At 66.7% G+C, this 17726-nt stretch carries 13 protein-coding genes; 8 read left to right on the top strand and 5 right to left on the bottom strand.

Going from position 1 to position 17726, the window contains the following annotated elements; translation table 11 throughout:
• Window positions 1-21: 21 nt before the first annotated feature.
• From ACW17V_RS09995 to ACW17V_RS09985, 3 genes are all read right to left on the bottom strand, one after another.
• Entirely contained in the window at window positions 22-1176 is a 1155-nt protein-coding gene (locus ACW17V_RS09995; RefSeq protein WP_492108660.1) for a CmpA/NrtA family ABC transporter substrate-binding protein, read from the bottom strand.
• Window positions 1173-1751, bottom strand: coding sequence for an ANTAR domain-containing response regulator (locus tag ACW17V_RS09990; RefSeq protein ID WP_421736419.1), 579 nt, complete (start codon window positions 1749-1751; stop codon window positions 1173-1175). The genes ACW17V_RS09995 and ACW17V_RS09990 overlap by 4 nt, the downstream gene beginning before the upstream one ends.
• Window positions 1752-2095: 344 nt before the next feature.
• The gene (locus ACW17V_RS09985) at window positions 2096-2854 is read right to left on the bottom strand and encodes a helix-turn-helix transcriptional regulator (protein WP_492108659.1); all 759 of its coding nucleotides are present in this window, start codon (window positions 2852-2854) and stop codon (window positions 2096-2098) included.
• A gap of 164 nt (window positions 2855-3018) precedes the next feature.
• Between ACW17V_RS09985 and ACW17V_RS09980 the strand changes: the two genes are divergently transcribed.
• The 4 genes from ACW17V_RS09980 (at window position 3019) to ACW17V_RS09965 (ending at window position 8716) form a co-directional block, all read left to right on the top strand.
• Window positions 3019-4221, top strand: coding sequence for an acyl-CoA dehydrogenase family protein (locus ACW17V_RS09980; RefSeq protein ID WP_492108658.1), 1203 nt, complete (start codon window positions 3019-3021; stop codon window positions 4219-4221).
• Window positions 4222-4326: 105 nt separating this feature from the next.
• Complete coding sequence (locus ACW17V_RS09975; protein WP_492108657.1) at window positions 4327-6762, top strand: TonB-dependent receptor; 2436 nt, start codon at window positions 4327-4329, stop codon at window positions 6760-6762.
• A gap of 702 nt (window positions 6763-7464) precedes the next feature.
• A complete protein-coding gene (locus tag ACW17V_RS09970) occupies window positions 7465-8079 on the top strand; it encodes a recombinase family protein (RefSeq protein ID WP_492108656.1) in 615 nt (204 codons plus the stop codon).
• A 370-nt stretch (window positions 8080-8449) separates the two neighbouring features.
• A complete protein-coding gene (locus ACW17V_RS09965) occupies window positions 8450-8716 on the top strand; it encodes a hypothetical protein (protein WP_492108655.1) in 267 nt (88 codons plus the stop codon).
• Between the two features lie 95 nt (window positions 8717-8811).
• Here the strand turns inward: ACW17V_RS09965 and ACW17V_RS09960 are convergent, their stop codons facing one another.
• Window positions 8812-9051: a hypothetical protein gene (locus tag ACW17V_RS09960; protein WP_492108654.1), complete on the bottom strand. Its 240-nt coding sequence runs from the start codon at window positions 9049-9051 to the stop codon at window positions 8812-8814.
• Between the two features lie 261 nt (window positions 9052-9312).
• On the opposite strand from ACW17V_RS09960, the gene ACW17V_RS09955 reads away from it, so the two are divergent.
• The 4 genes from ACW17V_RS09955 (at window position 9313) to ACW17V_RS09940 (ending at window position 15047) form a co-directional block, all read left to right on the top strand.
• Window positions 9313-10815, top strand: coding sequence for a DUF4153 domain-containing protein (locus ACW17V_RS09955; RefSeq protein WP_492108653.1), 1503 nt, complete (start codon window positions 9313-9315; stop codon window positions 10813-10815).
• A gap of 4 nt (window positions 10816-10819) precedes the next feature.
• Window positions 10820-11521, top strand: a complete 702-nt coding sequence (locus tag ACW17V_RS09950; RefSeq protein WP_492108652.1) for a response regulator transcription factor — start codon at window positions 10820-10822, stop codon at window positions 11519-11521.
• On the top strand, window positions 11518-13098 hold the full coding sequence (locus ACW17V_RS09945; protein WP_492108651.1) for a sensor histidine kinase: 1581 nt from the start codon (window positions 11518-11520) through the stop codon (window positions 13096-13098). The genes ACW17V_RS09950 and ACW17V_RS09945 overlap by 4 nt, the downstream gene beginning before the upstream one ends.
• A 536-nt stretch (window positions 13099-13634) precedes the next feature.
• The gene (locus tag ACW17V_RS09940) at window positions 13635-15047 is read left to right on the top strand and encodes an alpha/beta hydrolase family protein (RefSeq protein WP_492108650.1); all 1413 of its coding nucleotides are present in this window, start codon (window positions 13635-13637) and stop codon (window positions 15045-15047) included.
• A 228-nt stretch (window positions 15048-15275) separates the two neighbouring features.
• Here ACW17V_RS09940 and ACW17V_RS09935 read toward each other — a convergent pair whose 3' ends face one another.
• Window positions 15276-17714 carry a TonB-dependent receptor gene (locus ACW17V_RS09935; RefSeq protein ID WP_492108777.1) on the bottom strand — a complete coding sequence of 813 codons (2439 nt, stop codon included), beginning with the start codon at window positions 17712-17714 and terminating at the stop codon, window positions 15276-15278.
• Between the last annotated feature and the right edge of the window lie 12 nt (window positions 17715-17726).

The following is a 17726-nucleotide window of genomic DNA, read 5'->3' as shown; positions in this document are numbered from 1 at the left end:
GGACCGCTGCGCCCTGCCCCGTCAGGCCTTCAAGCGGGTAATAGGAAAGGCTGCCGCATAGAGTCCGGCCGCCTCGGGGCTGAATTCCAGGCCGTCGAACAGGACCATGGACGGGGCGTTGGCTGCCTCTGCGAACGCGCCTGCGGGCTCGATGACAGGGCCCAGCGAGATCGCCGCCGCCTGAAAAAGGTCAGGGCGATAGACAAGGTCGGCTGCGCGCCCAAGATCCTGCTGAACCTCAACCTGACCCCAACGCGCCATTTGCGACAAGAACCAGAGGGCGTGCTCCCGCCGCGGCAGTCCCGCCGCGCCGGTATGAAAGACGATCTCGTCTTCCAATGCCCAGGCGATGGACTCTGCGGGCGCGCCAATGTGCTCGGGTAAGGCCAGCAACTCCACGAGCGTCTGACGATGGGCTGGATCGTCAGCCCAGGCCGAGGCCCGGATGATCGCCCTGAGCGCGGCGCGAAGCTCGTCTGGATAGGTCGCGGCCCACTGCGCCTTGACCCCGAACACCTTGTCGGGCGAGCCGGGCCAAAATTCCGAGGCCCTGATCAGCACCTCGCCCAACCCCTCCTGCAGCGCCACCGCGTTCCACGGCGCGCCGACGCAGAACCCATCGACGCCGCCCGATCGCAGGTGCTCGACCATGCGCGGCGGTGGCGTGACCACCAGCTTGATGTCCCGGTCCGGATCGATCCCCGCCTGGGCCATCCAGTAGCGCAGCTCGTAGGCGTGCATTGAATAGGTGAAGACCACGGCGAAGGTCAGAAGCGGCTCACCAGACGCCCGGCGGTGCTCCAACAGCCGCGCCAGGGGGCGCGCCGTGATCGGCCGCTGGGCCATACCCTCGGGATCTACTTGGCGCAGGGCATCAGCCAAGGCCGTCGAGACTGTTATGGCGCTGCCATTCAGGTTCAAAGCCATCGGCGCGATCATCGGCACGGCGTCGCTCGCCACTCCCAGGGTGGAGGCCAGGGCCATCGGCGCCAGCATGTGCGCCCCGTCCAGGGCGCCAACCGTGACCTTGTCGCGAAGGGTCGCCCACGAGGCCTCGCGGCTGAGGCTCACCTCCAGCCCTTCTTCGGCAAAGAAACCCAGGGCCTTGGCCACCACCAGCGGCGCACAGTCGGTCAGGGGGATGAAGCCCAGGCGCAGATCGACGAGACCGCTCACGAGGCGTCTCCTTTCAGAATACCCGCGAAGGCCATCAAATCGGCGGCGACCGCACCGATCGGCCGGCCCTTGTCCATCGCCAGCTTGCGCAGCAGACGATAGGCGCCGTCCTCGTCTAGCCCCCGCTCCTTCATCAACAGACCCTTGGCCCGTTCGACGATCTTGCGAGACTCCAGGTCGGCCTTGGCCTTGGCCAGATCGCCGCGCAATTGCTGGGTCAGGGCAAAGCGGCTCATGGCAACGTCCAGGATCGGTCGCACCCGCCCTGGGGCAAGGCCATCGACGATATAGGCCGCAACACCCGCCCGGACCGCCTGCTCGGCCAGCCCCGGTTCGGAGCGATCAACGAACATCACCACCGGGCGAGCGTTGCCGTGCGTAACCTCCCGCAAGCTCTCCAGGGTGTCGCGGTCGGGACTATCGGCCGCGATGACCACCACATCGGGGGCAAAGGCCGCCACTTCACGCTCGTCGAATAGCGCCGCCTGTCTCACCTCGAGCGGATCGATGCCTAGCAGGCCCTCGGCAACCAGGGCGGCTCGGGCAGGATCGGGGTCGATGACAAGCACGCGCATGGCGCATGCCTAGGGCGGAGACGGCTTGAACGGTAACCGGCGCAGACACTCTACGCCGCACAACCTCGCAGTCGCCCATATTTTACACAGTTGAGCCCTGATCGTAGGCGCCGGCCTAAGTCGGCACGCCGGTCTGGCTATCTCGTTTGAGGCGCGGCCCCGATGTTCAGATAACTCTAGTCCTGTCCGACCTGCGCGAGGCGCTGGCCCCGTCGGCGCATCAGTCCACCACCAGCGATCGGACCTTCCCAAGGTCATGTAAGCGCCAGAAGCGGATCTTTGAGACTCTTCAGAAACCGGACATTCGTCCTACCGCTCAACGGCCGCTCACGCGCCAAGCCCACCTACGAACGCTCCGCCGCGCCGATATAGCCGAGCGTCGCCGCCCGGTGGACGGTCTGGGAGCGGCCGGCCACGCCCAGCTTGTCGGCCGCGTTGATCATGTGGAAGCGGACGGTCGGCGTGGCGATCTGGACGATGGTGGCGATCTCGCCATCGGTCTTGCCCGCGGCGGCCCATTTCAAGCACTGGATCTCGCGCCGGGTCAGCCGCGCCATATCCTTGCGCGCGCCCAGCGCCGCCTCCTGATAGGCGCCGGTCAGGCGCAGCGCCAGCAGATGGAACTCGCTGGCCCGGGTCGCGAAAATCTCGGCCACGTCGACCCGCGCGTCCGGCGAGGCCCAGACGACCGCCCCGATCACACCGCGTGGCAGATAGGCCGGAGCGATGATCGCGGCGCCCACGCCGAACATGTCGCCCGGGTCGATCGCGCCCATGGCCTCGGTCCAGCCCGTCGGTCGCCAGGTCCGCAGGCGGCCATCCGAGAAGTAGAATGGCTCGGACGTCAGGCGAGTGGCGAAGACGAACGGCGCGCGCAGGGCGAAGGCCCGGTCGCGCCAGTATTCCAGCGCCGGGTCGATCCAGCGGAACAGGCTCTCGGCCAGGGGCCGGCCACCCATGCCGACCATCGGCCTGGGGCTGGAGATATCGGCGCTGACGGCGATGAACGGCAGGCCGACCTCGCGGCCCAGCGCATCGACTTCACGCGCCAGCCGCTCAACCACCTCCAAATCCGAAGCCGCGGGTGCGCGCTCGGCGCTCATCGTCCCACCCTCGTTCACCGCCCCCTGACGATGACCCAGCCATCCGCGCGGCGCAACGATCCCTAACGGAAACCCCCTATCAGTTCCGATAGCTTGCGCGCGGGGGCCGCCTTGGCGAGCCTCGCGGCGGGTTGCAGCGGTGCGCCCGCCGCGAGGTGATGTGGGTGAAGCTTGAACTGTCGGCCAAGGACCTGGCCTTTCGCGACACGGTGCGGGCCTTTCTCGCCGCCGAGCTGACGCCGGAGCTGCGCGCGGCCGGACAACGCATGACAAGCGTGTTCTGCGACAAGACCCACAGCCTGGCCTGGCAGCAGATCCTGCATGCCAAGGGTTGGGTCGCCCCCACCTGGCCGGTCGAGTATGGCGGCCCCGGCTGGAGCGAGATCCAGCGGCACGTCTTCTTCGCCGAATGCGCCCGCGCCGGCGCGCCGGGCCTCGCGCCCATGGGGCTGCGCATGGCGGCGCCAGCCATCATGATGTTCGGCTCCCCCGAGCAGAAGGCTCGCTACCTGCCACGCATCCTGTCGGGCGAGGACTACTGGTGCCAGGGCTATTCAGAGCCGGGCGCGGGCTCGGACCTGGCTTCGCTGCGGATGCGGGCGGTCCCCGACCGCGCCGACTACGTGCTGAACGGCTCGAAGATCTGGACCACCCACGCCCATCTGGCGACCCACATGTTCTGCCTTGTCCGCACCGCCTCGGAGGGCAAGCCCCAGGCCGGGATCACCTTCCTACTGATCCGGATGGACCTGCCCGGAATCCGCGTCGAGCCCATCGTCACCCTGGCCGGCGAACACGAGGTCAACCAGGTGTTCTTCGACGAGGTCCGCACGCCCAAGGCAGATCGGCTGGGCGAGGAGAACCAGGGCTGGACCGTCGCCAAGCGCCTCCTGGAATTCGAGCGCGGCGGCGGCTACGCGGCCGGCCTCGACGCGGGGCTCGAACGTCTGCGCGCGAACGCGGGCCAGACGACCGGGGACGACAATATTAGCCTGCTGGACGATCCGCACCATCGCCGGCGCCTCGCGGAGGCCGAGATCGCCGCCCTGGCCATCGACATCACCGAGCGCCGCGCGCTCAGCGCCCTGGCCTGTGGGGCCAATCCCGGCCCGGCCTCGTCGATCCTGAAGACCCAGGGCTCCGAGGCCTTGCAGCGCCTGGACGAGCTGGCGGTCGACGGGCTGGGAGCCTATGCCGCCATCCACCAGCCCCAGGCGCGAGAGGCCGGCTCGAACCAGCCCTATGTCGGGCCCGAGCACGGCCTGACGACCATGGCCCGCTATCTGAACAACCGCGCAGCCTCGATCTATGGCGGTTCCAACGAGATCCAGCGCGACATCATCGCCAAGCTGGTGCTGGGCCTTTGACCCCGCCGCCCTATCATTTCCGATAGCTTGTTCGGTCCCGGCGACGCCCGCACGCTCCAGTCAGAGCCACGTCCGATGCAGGCGTGGCCAGAGGGAGGATACCGGATGCAAGGACCATCGCGTCTTGGGCTGACATTTGGCGCGTCAGCGCTGGCCCTGCTCGCCGCTCTGCCGACAATGGCGTGGGCGCAGGACAATACGGGCAAGGACAGCCTGACCATCGAGACCCTGGTCGTCACCGCCCAGCGGCGGGAGGAGAGCGCCAACAGCGTCGGCATGCCGATCCAGGCGTTCAGCGGCGAGACGCTGCAGCAGCTGCGCATCACCGACCCAAAGGACCTCTCGGCCATCGCCCCCAGCTTCACGGTCAGCCAGAGCTATCAAGGCGTACCGACCTATACACTGCGCGGTATCGGCTTCAACACCATCAACCTGTCGGCTACGTCGACCGTCGGGACCTATGTCGACGAGGTCGCCTACGCCTACCCCTTCATGAACACCGGCCCGATGTTCGATCTGGAACGGGTCGAAGTGTTGAAGGGGCCGCAAGGCACGCTCTACGGCCGCAACACCACCGCCGGCCTGATCGACTTCGTGACCAGCAAGCCCAGCGCGGTGAAGGAAGGCTCGCTGACCGCCGAGGTCGGCGACTACAAGACCCACAATTTCGAAGGCTTCATCAGCGGTCCGCTCGGCGAGCGGATCCAGGGACGCCTGGCCTTCCGAACCGAGGACAGCGACAAGGGCTGGCAGGTCAGCAATGCCCGCGGCGAGCGCCAGGGCGAGCTGCACAGGGCCGGCTGGCGCGCGGCCCTGGCGATCCAGCCATCCGACACGGTGGCCATCGACATCTCCTATTCGGGCTGGGTCAACACTTCCGACACCGTGGCCGCCCAGGGCATCGGCTTCACGCCAGCCACGGCGGCCAGCCCGTTTAACGCCCCGGGTCTGGTGGCCTATATCGCCGCCAACAAGCCGACCAAGGCCAGCCAGGCCGACTGGGCTTCGCGCACGGCGCGCGGAGCCGACATCGGCGCGGGCCTGGGCATCGCCGACGCCCCGGCCGAGGACGACACCTTCCACGCCGGCAAGCTGCGCATCGCCTGGGACTTGAGCGACAAGGTCCGCCTGATCTCGCTGACCAGCTACAACGAGCTGGACCGTCGGGCCGTGTTCGACTGGAGCGGCGCGCCCTACGAGATTTTGGTCCAGAAAGCCAAGGGCCACATCGAGTCCACCGCCGAGGAACTGCACTTCGAGGGCTCGACCGACAACGGCTCGTGGCTGGTCGGCGCCTATGTGGCGCACGATAAGATCCTCGACATGAACCGCACGCTGCTGGGCCAGAACGCCAATGTCGGCCTGATCCGCTACTACGGCTCGACCCTGCTGGCCTCGCCCTTCAACAGCGGCGGCTACACGCCCCTGCAGATGAGCCAGGCGTTCCGCACCTACGAGGACGTTGGCAATATCGAGACCGACACCTGGAGCGTCTTCGCCAACGCCGACCACCAGTTGACCGACGCCCTGAAACTGACCCTGGGCATCCGCTACAGCCAGGACAAGCAGGACTATGTCGGCTGCTCACGCGACTTCAACGGCGACATGCTGCCCAACGTCAATGTCGTCAACCGGGCCCTGTTCTTCGCCGCCTATGGCATGACCGCGCCGATCGTCCAGGGCGGTTGCAACACCTTCGATCCGGTCAAGAAGAGCTTCGGCTTCGTCTCGTCAAAGCTGGACGAGGACAATGTCGCCTGGCGCGTGGCTCTGGACTGGAAGGCTTCGGAGGACGTGCTGCTGTTTGGTTCGGTCTCGCGCGGCGCCAAGGCCGGCGCCACGCCGATCAACGCGGCCAATATCTCGACCCAGAACGCCCCGGCTCGGCAGGAAATGCTGACCGCCTACGAGGTGGGCATGAAGGCGGGACTGTTTGGCCGCCGCGTCCAGGCCAATCTCGGAGCCTTCTATTACGACTATGAGGACAAGCAGCTCAGCGTCTATTTCGCCGATCCGATCTATACCGCCCTCTCGCGCCTGGCCAACGTGCCCGACAGTGAGGCCTATGGTCTTGACGGCGACATCACCTGGCGCGCCTCACGGAGCCTTACCCTTATCGCCTCCGCCACCTGGCTGCATACGGAGGTGAAAGGCTACAACGGCATCAACGCTTCGGGCCAGGCCGCCAGCTTCGATGGCAAGCCCTTCCTCTACAGCCCAAAGTTCCAGGGCGGGCTGACGGCCCTGTTCGATCACGACCTCGAAAACGGTCTCAAGCTGCAGGCCGCGTTGAACGGCCGCTACCAGGCCAAGTCGCACGCCGACCTTGAGGGTAATCCGCTGTTCGTGATCAACGACTACGGCCTGCTGAACGCCAGTGTCGGCCTGTCTGCGCAGGACCAGCGCTGGAAGGTTTCCCTCTGGGGCCGCAACCTGACCGATGAATATTACTGGAGCGCGGTCAGCAGCAACGCCAACGTGGTGGTCCGCTTCCCCGGACGCCCCCGGAGCTATGGGGCTGCGCTCAGCGTCAAGTTCTGACGCGCTGAGATCGGACCATAGCCACGCTTCGGTGTGATGGCCGCCGAGCCGACCTCCCGTTCGCCATCGATCTCGGATCCTGGAGCGTGGCGCATCGCCACGCTCCTCTTTTGAGGACCACCGCTCAGCGCTCCTGCCCACCGACCAGCAGAAGGCGGCGCCTTTGTTCCGAAAGCTCCCGAGGGGCGCTCAAGCAGAGCAATGTCCGATCCAGGAACAGACATTGGAGCCCGCCGGGAAGTGAACAGCTAGGCGGCCGTGGTGGCCAACTGCTGACGCTCCCGCCGACAATTGGCCGCCAACTTCGCTCAACGATATCCCCAATTGGATTCTGAGGTTCGCCTATCCGATTGCGAAAGACAAAAAGCGCAACCATGGGTGCTCGCTTGGCAAAACGTCGCCGGTTAACCTGCGGCCGAGGTACGCAATCTGCGTGCAATCCACGGAATGTACCGAACCTCAGTTGAGGATTGAGCCTTAGACTTCGCGCCTCGGCTGAGCCGCCGACAAGCGGACGTTCCCAACCTCCGCTTAGAGTCATGTCTGACCGTTCACGCTGTCCGAAAAACGCTGGTTATTCGGTCCCCTGCCGAGACAACGCCCCCTCCCCCGGCTGACTTGAACGTGAGGGGTCCTAAAACCGTGTCGCGAAATCAAAGTCGGGCGTTTGGTGGTTCGCACGAGATTTGAGACAATCGCGGCATGTTCATTGGCTACGCCCGCGTCTCCACGGCAGACCAGCGCCTCGATCTCCAGATCGACGCGCTGACTAAGGCTGGCTGCGAGAGGATTTTTACGGACCACGCCAGCGGCGGTCGTGGTGATCGCGTGGGCTTGGCCGACGCTCTTTCACATCTGCGCGCTGGCGACACCCTGGTGGTTTGGAAGCTTGATCGTCTCGGGCGCTCGGTGAGGCAGCTCGTCGACTTCACCTCTCAGCTTGAGGCTAGACGGACCCACTTCGCCAGTCTGACGGATGGCATTGATACGGGGACAGCGGCCGGACGTTTTTTCTTCCACGTGATGGCCGCGATGGCGGAAATGGAACGAGATCTGGTGCGGGAGCGCACGGTCGCTGGTTTGGCGGCCGCAAAGGCGCGCGGAAGACTCGGTGGTCGCCCTTCAAAGCTGACAGCGCAACAGATCGGACATGCGAAACGTCTGCTCGCGGATCCGGAGATCAGCGGCGCGGAAGTCGCCCGCACGCTCGGCGTCGCTCGCTCGACGCTCTATAGATCCATAGAGCGGCCCGCCGGCGTGGCCCGTAAGCGCTATCGTCGTCCGTCGTCGAATTTGGAGTCAGGAAGCGCGCGATAGGAGTCGGTCGCGCAAATAGGAGTCAGAAATCCACACGTTCGTGGTGATGCTGAATCTCGGGGTTAGGAGTCAGCGACACAATCCCCTGGATTCTGGCTGGAAAATCGGGATTTGCAACAATTTGGGGCTTTCCGAGCCGATCCTGACTCCAATTGTCTGGACTCCCGTTCTCTCGGCGTTCGACGTATTTGCGATTTCCGACGCCAACCTTGCGACCAAGCTGTTGGGGTGCTTCACCCCGGTCCGGATGCCTGCGCCGCCTGCCACCAGGTAGGTGCGATTGATATCGGTTGCATATGGGCTATTCTATGTGCACGGCTTAGGCCGCCGGATCGCAAAATCCACGCCTTGGTTTACTGAGGCCAAACAGATGACCACTCCGTATTATTTCCGGTCTCTCTTGCTCGCGGATCTAGGGATCGGCGGCGCGGAATTCGCCCACACACTGGGCGACGCTCGCTCGACGCTTTGTCAGTGGATGAGCGAGCCGGTGGTAGAGCCTTGCAGGAGGTTGCCCGATGATTTCGACATCCACGAAACCGATCTGAATGAGGCGGTGAAAGACACCAGTGCGTCTTACAAGAAGTGGCTGAAGGCGGAGTTGAAGCGGGTCGGTAAATCCGCCCTGCTCACCTGACGACGGCCAAGCCCGCGGCTCCTTGGGCGAGAAGAAACTCCGTCCCGAGATCCCGGCGCGATCGAAGAACGCCTGGTTTCGTCCGCGCGCGTCGGTCAGCCTTGGTTGCGGGGTGCGAGATCCTCGATAGTCCCCCTGCCCTCCGGTCGCCTGATATCGCGGTAGAGTGTCGAGGCGTGGACACCGATTTCCTCGGCGGCTAGCTCGACGTCGTAGCGTGAGCGATGCGGCTTGCTCACCAGGATACGCGCAGCCTTGAGGCGACGAGCTAGAAGTTCGACCTGCTCCTCCGACAGCCGCGCAAGTGGGGCGAGCGATTGGAGTGGCGGCTTCATCGTGGCCTCCTAGGCAGCCTGAAGCGCGGCTGCGCGGGCGCAAGTTGAGCGTCGGGTATGCGCTATTTGCGGACATTGGTGCAGTTCCGAGAAGCGGACGTTCACAGAATGTCGCGCTCTAGCTGAAGTCCTCGCCCTTGGGGCCGGGTTGAACTGCACGAGATCTGCATCGAGATAATGGTCTCTCTGCACTCTGCGCTCGCCACCGCTCGACGTCGGCGTCGCAACTACGAGCCCTCATCCTTGAGGTCCGTAGACGCCATGCCAAGACTGCCCACATTGCGCCCGACCCTTGGCGCCAAGGCTGCGATCACCGCCTGCCTCGTCGTGATCGTCGACCAACTCTTCTATGGCCATGAGCCGGGCTTGAACCTGGGGCTCTTCGGACTGGCTTTGAGCACGGCCGCCCTGGCGGCGTTTCCGGCCCTGCGACGCGATCGGCGCGGCCTGATTGTCATCGCGCTCGCCGCGAGCATGGCGCTCCTGCTGATCGAGCGCCCGACCGTCGCGGTCACCTCGTTCCTGCTTGTGGCCTTGGGAATGGCCGCGCTGTCGCCGCGCGCGCCCGGCGGCTACGACGCCTGGCTGTGGGCCCAGCGCCTGATCGTCGGCGCGACGCGCGGCCTGCTGCGTCCCTTGACGGACCTGCGACGATTGCGTGACCCGCGTCTGGGCCGACGCTCGCCCCCGCCAAGGCGGATGAAGCTGTCCACCCTACTCCTACCTCTAGTGGGCGGCTTGGCGTTCATCGCCCTGTTCTCGGCGGCCAACCCGATCATCGAGGCCAGCCTCGCCGCCATCCGGTTTCCGCGCATGGACCTAGCGCGTGGAGTGTTCTGGGTGGCGGCCGCAACGACGCTCTGGGGCTTTCTGCGCCCGAGAGGCCCACGCCGCGCCTTTGCGCCGCCCGACGGCCGAGGCGACCTGCAGGTGTTCGGCGTGACCCCGGCGTCCCTGACCCTGTCGCTGGCGGTGTTCAACGCCCTCTTCGCGCTGCAGAACGGGCTGGACGTGGCGTTCCTGTGGAGCGGCGCCCCCCTGCCCGCAGGCGTGACCCTGGCCGAATACGCCCATCGCGGCGCCTATCTGCTGATCGCCACCGCGATCCTGGCCGGGGCCTTCGTGCTGGTCGCCCTGCGACCGGGCTCGTCCACGGCCGGCCGGCCGATGGTGCGGCGGATGGTGGTGCTGTTCGTCGCCCAGAACCTGCTGCTGGTGGCCTCCAGCGCCCTGCGCACCGTCGACTATGTCGAGGCCTATGGCCTGACCCGGCTGCGGATCTCGGCCCTGGCCTGGATGGGACTTGTGGCCGTTGGGCTGATCCTGATCGGCGTGCGCCTGCTGCGGGACAAGAGCTCGAGCTGGCTGATCAACGCCAACGTCTTGGCCGCCGCCGCCATGCTGCTGGCGACCAGCCTCATCGACCTGGGCGCAGTCGCCGCTCACTGGAATACCCGCAATGCCCGCGAGATCGGCGGCCACGGCCCGCCGCTCGACCTTGGCTATCTGCGCGGCCTGGGCGGCGCGGCGCTGGTTCCGCTGACGACGCTGGAAGGCCGCCTGCCGCCGACGCAGCAGCGCGAGGCGCTGGCCGCGATACGGCTCAAGCTGACCGCCGATCTGCGGCGCAAGCAGTCCGACTGGCGCACCTGGTCCTGGCGTGACCAGCGCCGGCTGGACGAGGCGCGGGCCCTGGCGGTCAGGCTTCCGCCGCCGGTCCGATCACCTCCGCCGTTGACCGCCGCGTCACAACCCGGAACATGAGCCCATGCCGCATCGGATCCTCATCATCGACGACGACCCGCATATCCGCCAGCTCCTGGCCTTCGCACTGGAGAAGGCCGGTTTCATCACCTGCGAGGCGTCGGACGGCGAGGCGGCCCTGGCCATGGCGGCCGAGGCCGCGCCGGATTTGGTTGTGCTGGACATCAACATGCCGCGCATGGACGGGCTGGAGGTCTGTCGCCGCCTTAGGGCGGAAGGCGACCTGCCGATCCTGTTCCTGTCCTCGCGCGACGAGGAGATCGACCGCGTGCTGGGGATCGAGTTGGGCGCCGACGACTATGTGGTGAAGCCGTTCAGCCCTCGCGAGGTGGTCGCCCGCGTCGGCGCGATCCTGCGCCGGGCGCGGGGCCCCGGAAAGGCCGATCCCGAGAACCATCTGGCCCGGGGCCGCCTCAGCCTTGATCCCGACGCCTGGAGCGCCGCCTGGGACGGAGAGCAGTTGCCGCTGACCGTCACCGAGTTCGGGATCCTGCGCACCCTGGCCGCCGCTCCCACCAAGGTCTTCACCCGCGACGCCATCATCGATCGCCTGCGCGGACCAGGCTTTGCGATCACTGACCGCACTGTCGACAGCCACGTGCGCAACCTGCGGGGTAAGTTCGCGAGCCTGGGCGGCCATGACGTGATCGAGACCCGGGCTGGGGTCGGCTATCGCTTGGGGACCTGCCTGGGCGGACCGGCTTGATTGCCGCGATCAAGGCCTTCGCTAAGCGTCGCTGGCCGCGCCTACGGCTGCGGATAATCCTGTTCGCGGTGCTGTTCTTCGCCGCCGCCATGCCCGGGATCAGCGCGATCTTCCTGCGCGTCTACGAAAACACCCTGGTGCGCCAGACCGAGGCCGAGTTGGTGGCCCAGGGCGCAGCGCTGTCGGCCGCGGCCGCCCTGGCCTGGCCTGGCGCGCGGCCCGAGCGCCAGGCCGATCGCGACGCCCCCGGCTATTACGCGCCCGAGCCGACCACGATCGACCTGCGCACCTCCCAGGTCCTGCCCGAGCGGCCGGCGCCGCGTTCGACGACGACGGCCGTCGATCCCGCAGCGATCGCCGTCGCGCGCGGCGTAGATCCGCTGATCGAGCGTACAACCCGCACGACCCTGGCCTCGATCCAGATCCTGGACCGGCACGGGCTGGTGGCGCGTGGCCAAAGCGTCGGCGGCGATCTTTCCGGCCTGCCCGAGATCCGGGCGGCCCTGGCTGGCATGCCTCGCTCGGTCCTACGGCGCAACGGCGACTATCGGCCCAGCTACGCCTTCGAGTGGCTAAGCCGAGCCTCCGGGGTGCGGCTGCACCACGCCCGGCCCATCGTGGTCGATGGGCGGACGGTGGGGGTGATCCTGCTGTCGCGCTCACCCCGAGCGCTGTTTCGCGGCCTCTACGAAGACCGGGGCAAGATTGCGCTGGGCGTGGCGGGAATCTTCGCCGTTCTGGTGGTTCTGGCGGGTCTGGTCTCGCGCGGGGTGACGCGGCCCATTGAGGCGCTGAGCGCGGCGTCGCGCGAGGTAGCCGCCGGCCGGGGCATGTTGCCGGAAACCCCTACCACGGCGGCCGTCGAGATCCAGGCGCTGTACGAGGACTTCCGCGCCATGGCCCACGCGATCGACCGTAGATCTGGCTATCTTCGCGACTTCGCCGCCGCTGTAAGTCACGAGTTCAAGACGCCCTTGGCCGGCATCGCCGGGGCCGTTGAGCTTCTGCAAGATCATGGCGAGACCATGAGTCCCGTCGAGCGTCGCCGCTTCCTGGATAACGTCGCGGCCGACTCCGTGCGGCTGTCCAAGCTGGTCACCCGTCTGTTGGACCTGGCCCGGGCTGATATGGCCCGGCCCGAAGCCGGCGTGGTGGTCGCGCTGGCGGGACCGATTAGCCGCGCGGCCGACGCCTTCGATGGCGAGACCCTCACGGTCGAGCTCGCCCTGCCCGCTGGTTTGCCATCCGTGGCCGTGCCTGAGACCACTCTCGACACCGTGCTGGGCGTGCTGCTGCAAAATAGCCGCCAGGCCGGAGCGCGGCACGTGGCCGTAACCGCCAGGCAGACCGCCAAGGCGGTGATCCTGCGTCTGACCGACGACGGCCCCGGCGTGCCTTCGGCCGATCGTGGCCGGCTGTTCGAGCCCTTCTTCACCAGCCGCCGCGCTGAGGGCGGCACGGGTCTGGGTCTATCGATCGCCCAGTCCTTGCTGGCCGCCAGCCATGGCGCGATCACCCTGGTCGACAGTCCGGCGGGCGCGGCCTTCGATATAGCCCTGCCCCGCGCCTCCATCTAACCGTCTGCACCGTTTCTCGACATCGGCCACCGTCGCCCCTGCACAGGGTCCCGGCAGTCTCGCCAGGTCACAAGGGAGAACGCGACATGGATGGATCCCAGACCCAGCCTACCTATCGACTGAGCGTTCGCGCCGAAGCGAGCGCTTGGCGGTGGACGGTTTTGCACGGCGAGAAGCCCGCCATGCAGGGCAAGGCGTCGACCATGGACAGTGCTCTCAGGGCTGGAGGTCTGGCCACCGGGCTTCACGCGGCTTTCCGCAGGATCGGTCGACGCAGATTCTGACGTGATGACACTGCGCCATTAGCTGCGTTGGGATCGCGCCAAGAACTGGCCACGGGTCCCCACCGTGCGAAGGTCAGGATGCTGCCTTCGCGACTAGTTTCGCTTCAGGCCCGTTGCTGACGTTTACCCCGCCGTCTGCAGCTGGCTTTCGACTGAAGTTGCTGATCGCACCGGCTTGATGCTGGCTAGGACAATGACGCCATGGCGGGGAAGAGCCCGCTGTGTGCGTAAATGCAGAGAGCCGAGCGAGCGATGTTGATCCCTGATCTGATCTTGCTGGTAGTGGTGCTGGCCTTGGCCGTTTGGCGGTTGATCGCGCCAGGCTGGCGGCCAACGCTGCGGATGGCCGCTGCCGGCTTTGGCCTATCGCTGGCGGCCGCCCAATGGGCTCTCTGCGGCTTCACCTGGCAGAGTCTGCCGGCCTGTCTCTTGTTGGCGCTGAGCGCCGTGCCGCCGGTGCGGACGCATGCCGTACCGCGCTGGATCGGCCGCATCGGTCTGGCAGGAATCGCCGCAGCCTGCATCGGCGTCTGGTTCCTGCCTGCGGTCCCGACGCTGCCGCCGCCCGACGGACGCTACGCCATCGCGACCCAAGTCTATCGCTGGACCGACTCCTCGCGGGGCGAGCCGCATACGGCCGACCCGAGCGACCGGCGCAGCGTGATCGCCCAGGCCTGGTATCCGACTACGGGCAGCGAACATTCCGGCGGCGGCGCGCGCCCCCCCTACATAGATGGGATCGGCCAAATGCCCGACATGGTCAGCGTCATGCCCAGCTTCGTGCTGCGTCGCTACGGCCAGATCGATACCCACGCCAAGGCGCTGGCGCCACTCGCGCCCAGCGGTCGGCCCTGGCCGGTAGTGATCTTCTCGCCGGGTTACGACGCGCCCCGCGCGATCTATACCGGCCTGGTGACCCGGCTTGCCAGCCGGGGCTTCGTCGTCTTCGTTCTGGACCATCCCTATGAGTCGGCGGTGACCCAGCTTCCGAACGGCCAAGTGGTCGGCCTCCAGGAGATATTCCCGCCGGACCGCACCCAGTTCATGCCCAACCAGCAGGTCGTGCGGACCGCCGACATTCGCTTCGTCATCGACCAATTCGCACGTCCAGGCGCCCTGTCGCCACTGCTGCGGGGCGGTCGGATCGACGCCTCGAAAGTGGCTGTGATCGGCCACTCCTTCGGTGGAGCGGTTTCAGCCATGGCAATGAGCGAAGACCCACGCGTCGTGGCAGCCGCCAACATCGACGGTACGCCCTATGGCGACCTGCCGGATCGCCGACTGACCCGTCCCTTCATGCTTCTTCAGAGCGACTATGCTGAGACGCACCACAGCGACCTCTTCATCAACGGTAACGGCAAGCTGCTCGCCCGTTCGACCGCGCCCGGCTGCCATTTTGAGATCAAGAACGCCAACCACTACAGCTTCACCGATGTGCCCTTCTTCTTCGCTCCGCCGGGCCGTTGGCTGTTGGCGCAGGTGATGGGTGGTGGCCGCGGGGCCGCAGCCACACACCAGGCGGCGGCCGACATCCTGGCGGCGTTCCTTTCAGGCCCGCTCACAGGCATACCCGCCGACGTGGCCGTGACAGCCGCCCGCCATCCCAAAGTGTTGGGCGTGCGCGCGCCCCCCAAACACAGCGCCGCGCCGGTGTCGAACGACTGAGGTTTTCCAAATGTCGCTCAGCGGGGCCGGCGATCGTCGGGTCTCCCTCCTTCCCTGTCGCTCGGACTGCTGCGCGCCAGTTGCAGACCTTCAACGCCTTCCAGATAGGCGACCTTCACGCCCCAGGTCGCCGGATACTGACACTGGTGTGGGCGGATCATGGGTCGGAGCGCGACGCGGCAATGGCCCGATGTCTGCAGCGTCACGCACAGTCGCGATGCAACAGGTCTAGAAACGCGACACAAGCCGAAAACCGGTGGTTTGGGGCCGCAGAGGTGTGATGGCTTGGTCGCTCCGCGGGGCGAACGGATTGCCGAAAGCAAAGGTGTTGGCGTGGCTGTCGGAGGGGTTATCGACATAGGCCTCAAGGGTCCAGCGCTCGGTTTCTAACGCCGCGCTGGCTGATGTCGTCCAGTAGCTGTCCAAGTGTCGTCCAGTGGCCTCGTCCAACCCTAGTCGCGTGCCCCCCGTGTGGGCGGCTTGAACACGAACGCGCAAGGTGGGGCCCCTGGCCAGAGGTCGGTGGTAGTCGATACTGAGATTGGCCGATCCGCTGGAAATCCCCGCCAAGCCGGCGCTCGCGACCGACGCCGGATCCAGGCTCAATCGCGACAGACTGGGATTGTTGACGAGGAGCGCCAATCTCAGCTCCAAGTGGTCGCTGGCGCGCCAGGCGCCTTCGACTTCAAGGCCCGTATTGTCGCCGTCGCCGACATTGACTGTGTAGCCCAGGCCGTCCGCGCGGTACTGGTCGCTCTGGATCGAACCCCACTCGGCATAGAAGGCCGCGGCGCGCATCCGCAGGCGATCATCGAAAGCCGTCAGCTTGACGCCAACCTCGCGGTTCCAGAGCTCGTCGGGGCGGTACTGGCGTTGCAGGGCGCCAAGGTTTCCAAACACCTGCCCAATCCTTCCGCCGGTGTTGAATCCGCCCGGGCGATAGCCTTCGGAAAGCTGCAGATACACCAACAGCGATGACGTCGGCGCATAGCTGACCAGAATCTTGGGTGAGACCCCGCGCTCGCTGTTTTCGCCTGTAAAGGCGAGGACCTCGCCTGCCTGAACGACGCGGGATCGGACACCATAGTGGTAGTCGAACCAACGCAGGCCGGCCGTGGCCGACAGGCTCCACGACAGGTCCCAGGTGGCTTCGCCATAGACCGCCGCTTCGCGGATATCGTCGATGCGCGCTTCCTGATAGCCAGGCGCACCGCCCGTCGTGGCCGGCGCCATGGCGCTGTCCAAGCGGGCCTCTGTGGTGGAGAAGAAGGCGCCGACAAGGCCATACAGCCGCCGCCCGGACGGCGTGGCGTAGGTGACCTCGCCGACCACCAGGTCAGTGCTTCGCGTGTCGTCGAAGGCTGCCGGACCCGCCGGCAGGCCAAACGGGGCCGTCTGGCTCGTGGCGTCGTAGCGGCTGGCGACGTCGTGACCCAAGCGCGAAACCGAACCGGTGAATCGGCCCCAGCCCCCGTCCCCCGTCAGGGTCAGCGAATCCTGGTCAAAACTGTTGGTATTGGGTTCGCGCGCGGCGTTGTCGCGGCTCAACGCTCCCAACCGGGCCACACCGTACTGGGTGTCATGATTGTCAATCGATTGGAAGTTGGTCACCGCCGTGACCTGCCAGGCGGGCGACAGGACGGCCCGAAGCGACAGGCGTGCGCCATTCCGCTCGGAGGCGTTGACGTCGTTGCGCGCCAGCCCGGCATTGTCGATATAGCCGGGCGACTTCTCCACGTAGGCCACGGCCCGCATCGCCACCTTTCCTGCCAGCAGTGGAAGATTGATCGTACCCTCCATCTCGCGGCCCACGCCACCGTGGCGGGTGGCGGAGGCGCCCGCCAGAACCTGACCGGAGATCTCGTCAAGATTGGGCTTGCGCGTGACAAGGCGAACGATCCCGCCGATCGTTCCGCCGCCGTAAAGCGTGCCCTGGGGGCCCCGCATGACTTCAACCCGCTCCATGTCGGCCAACCGCAGATCCGGGTCTGGTGCGTTGTAGGTGATGGGCGCCTCGTCAAGATAGAGGGCGACAATCGACCGGGTCTGCCCCGTGAAAGCCCCGTCCGAAAGGCCGCGCAGCAGGATCTTGTTGCGGCCTGGGCCTAGGTTGGTGGTGGTCAGTCCAGCCACCTGAAGGCCGATATCAGCCAAGCTGGAGGCGCGCTCGCGGGTGATCGCCTCGCCGGAGACCGCCGAGATAGCGTAGGGGGTCCGGCCCGGGAGGTTGGGAAAGCGCTGGGCGGTAATCACGACTTCTCCGAGCGCGAGCTCGCCCTCCGCTTCCGCCACGACCGGCGCGGCCAGTCGCGGCGCGTAGACGGCCGCCGGCGGGCGCTTCGGGAGGGCGCCGCGCACCACGACGGTGCGCTGATCCAGGATCGCGAAGGTGCAGCCGGACCCGCCGAGCACGCGAGAAAGGGCGGTCTCCAGCGACATAAGCCCGGCGATCGTCGGGCTATCGCCGCGACAGACGTCGAGATTGCCGCCCAGCGAGACCTCCGCCTGAAGCGCCAGGTCAATCAGGGCCGCGCGCACGGGCTTGCGCGCCAACCGCAGCCGAATGTCGGGCGACGCCGCCTCGGCGGCGGTTCCAAGGCTGAGCGACGCCGCGACAAGCGCGGACAAACCTGCCCATCGCAGCGCGGGCCGACTCACGAAATCCATGACCGACAACGG

This window comes from Caulobacter sp. FV2ye17ST (assembly GCF_058680955.1).
The sequence above is the reverse complement of the archived record's forward strand: the minus strand, read 5'-3'. Positions and strand labels throughout refer to the sequence as shown.

Coding starts and splice junctions, on each gene's coding strand:
- ACW17V_RS09950 (WP_492108652.1), top strand. CDS start 10,820: ATGCCGCATCGGATCCTCATCATCGACGACGACCCGCATATCCGCCAG.
- ACW17V_RS09940 (WP_492108650.1), top strand. CDS start 13,635: ATGTTGATCCCTGATCTGATCTTGCTGGTAGTGGTGCTGGCCTTGGCC.
- ACW17V_RS09965 (WP_492108655.1), top strand. CDS start 8,450: ATGACCACTCCGTATTATTTCCGGTCTCTCTTGCTCGCGGATCTAGGG.
- ACW17V_RS09935 (WP_492108777.1), bottom strand. CDS start 17,714: ATGGATTTCGTGAGTCGGCCCGCGCTGCGATGGGCAGGTTTGTCCGCG.
- ACW17V_RS09960 (WP_492108654.1), bottom strand. CDS start 9,051: ATGAAGCCGCCACTCCAATCGCTCGCCCCACTTGCGCGGCTGTCGGAG.
- ACW17V_RS09970 (WP_492108656.1), top strand. CDS start 7,465: ATGTTCATTGGCTACGCCCGCGTCTCCACGGCAGACCAGCGCCTCGAT.
- ACW17V_RS09990 (WP_421736419.1), bottom strand. CDS start 1,751: ATGCGCGTGCTTGTCATCGACCCCGATCCTGCCCGAGCCGCCCTGGTT.
- ACW17V_RS09975 (WP_492108657.1), top strand. CDS start 4,327: ATGCAAGGACCATCGCGTCTTGGGCTGACATTTGGCGCGTCAGCGCTG.
- ACW17V_RS09955 (WP_492108653.1), top strand. CDS start 9,313: ATGCCAAGACTGCCCACATTGCGCCCGACCCTTGGCGCCAAGGCTGCG.
- ACW17V_RS09985 (WP_492108659.1), bottom strand. CDS start 2,854: ATGAGCGCCGAGCGCGCACCCGCGGCTTCGGATTTGGAGGTGGTTGAG.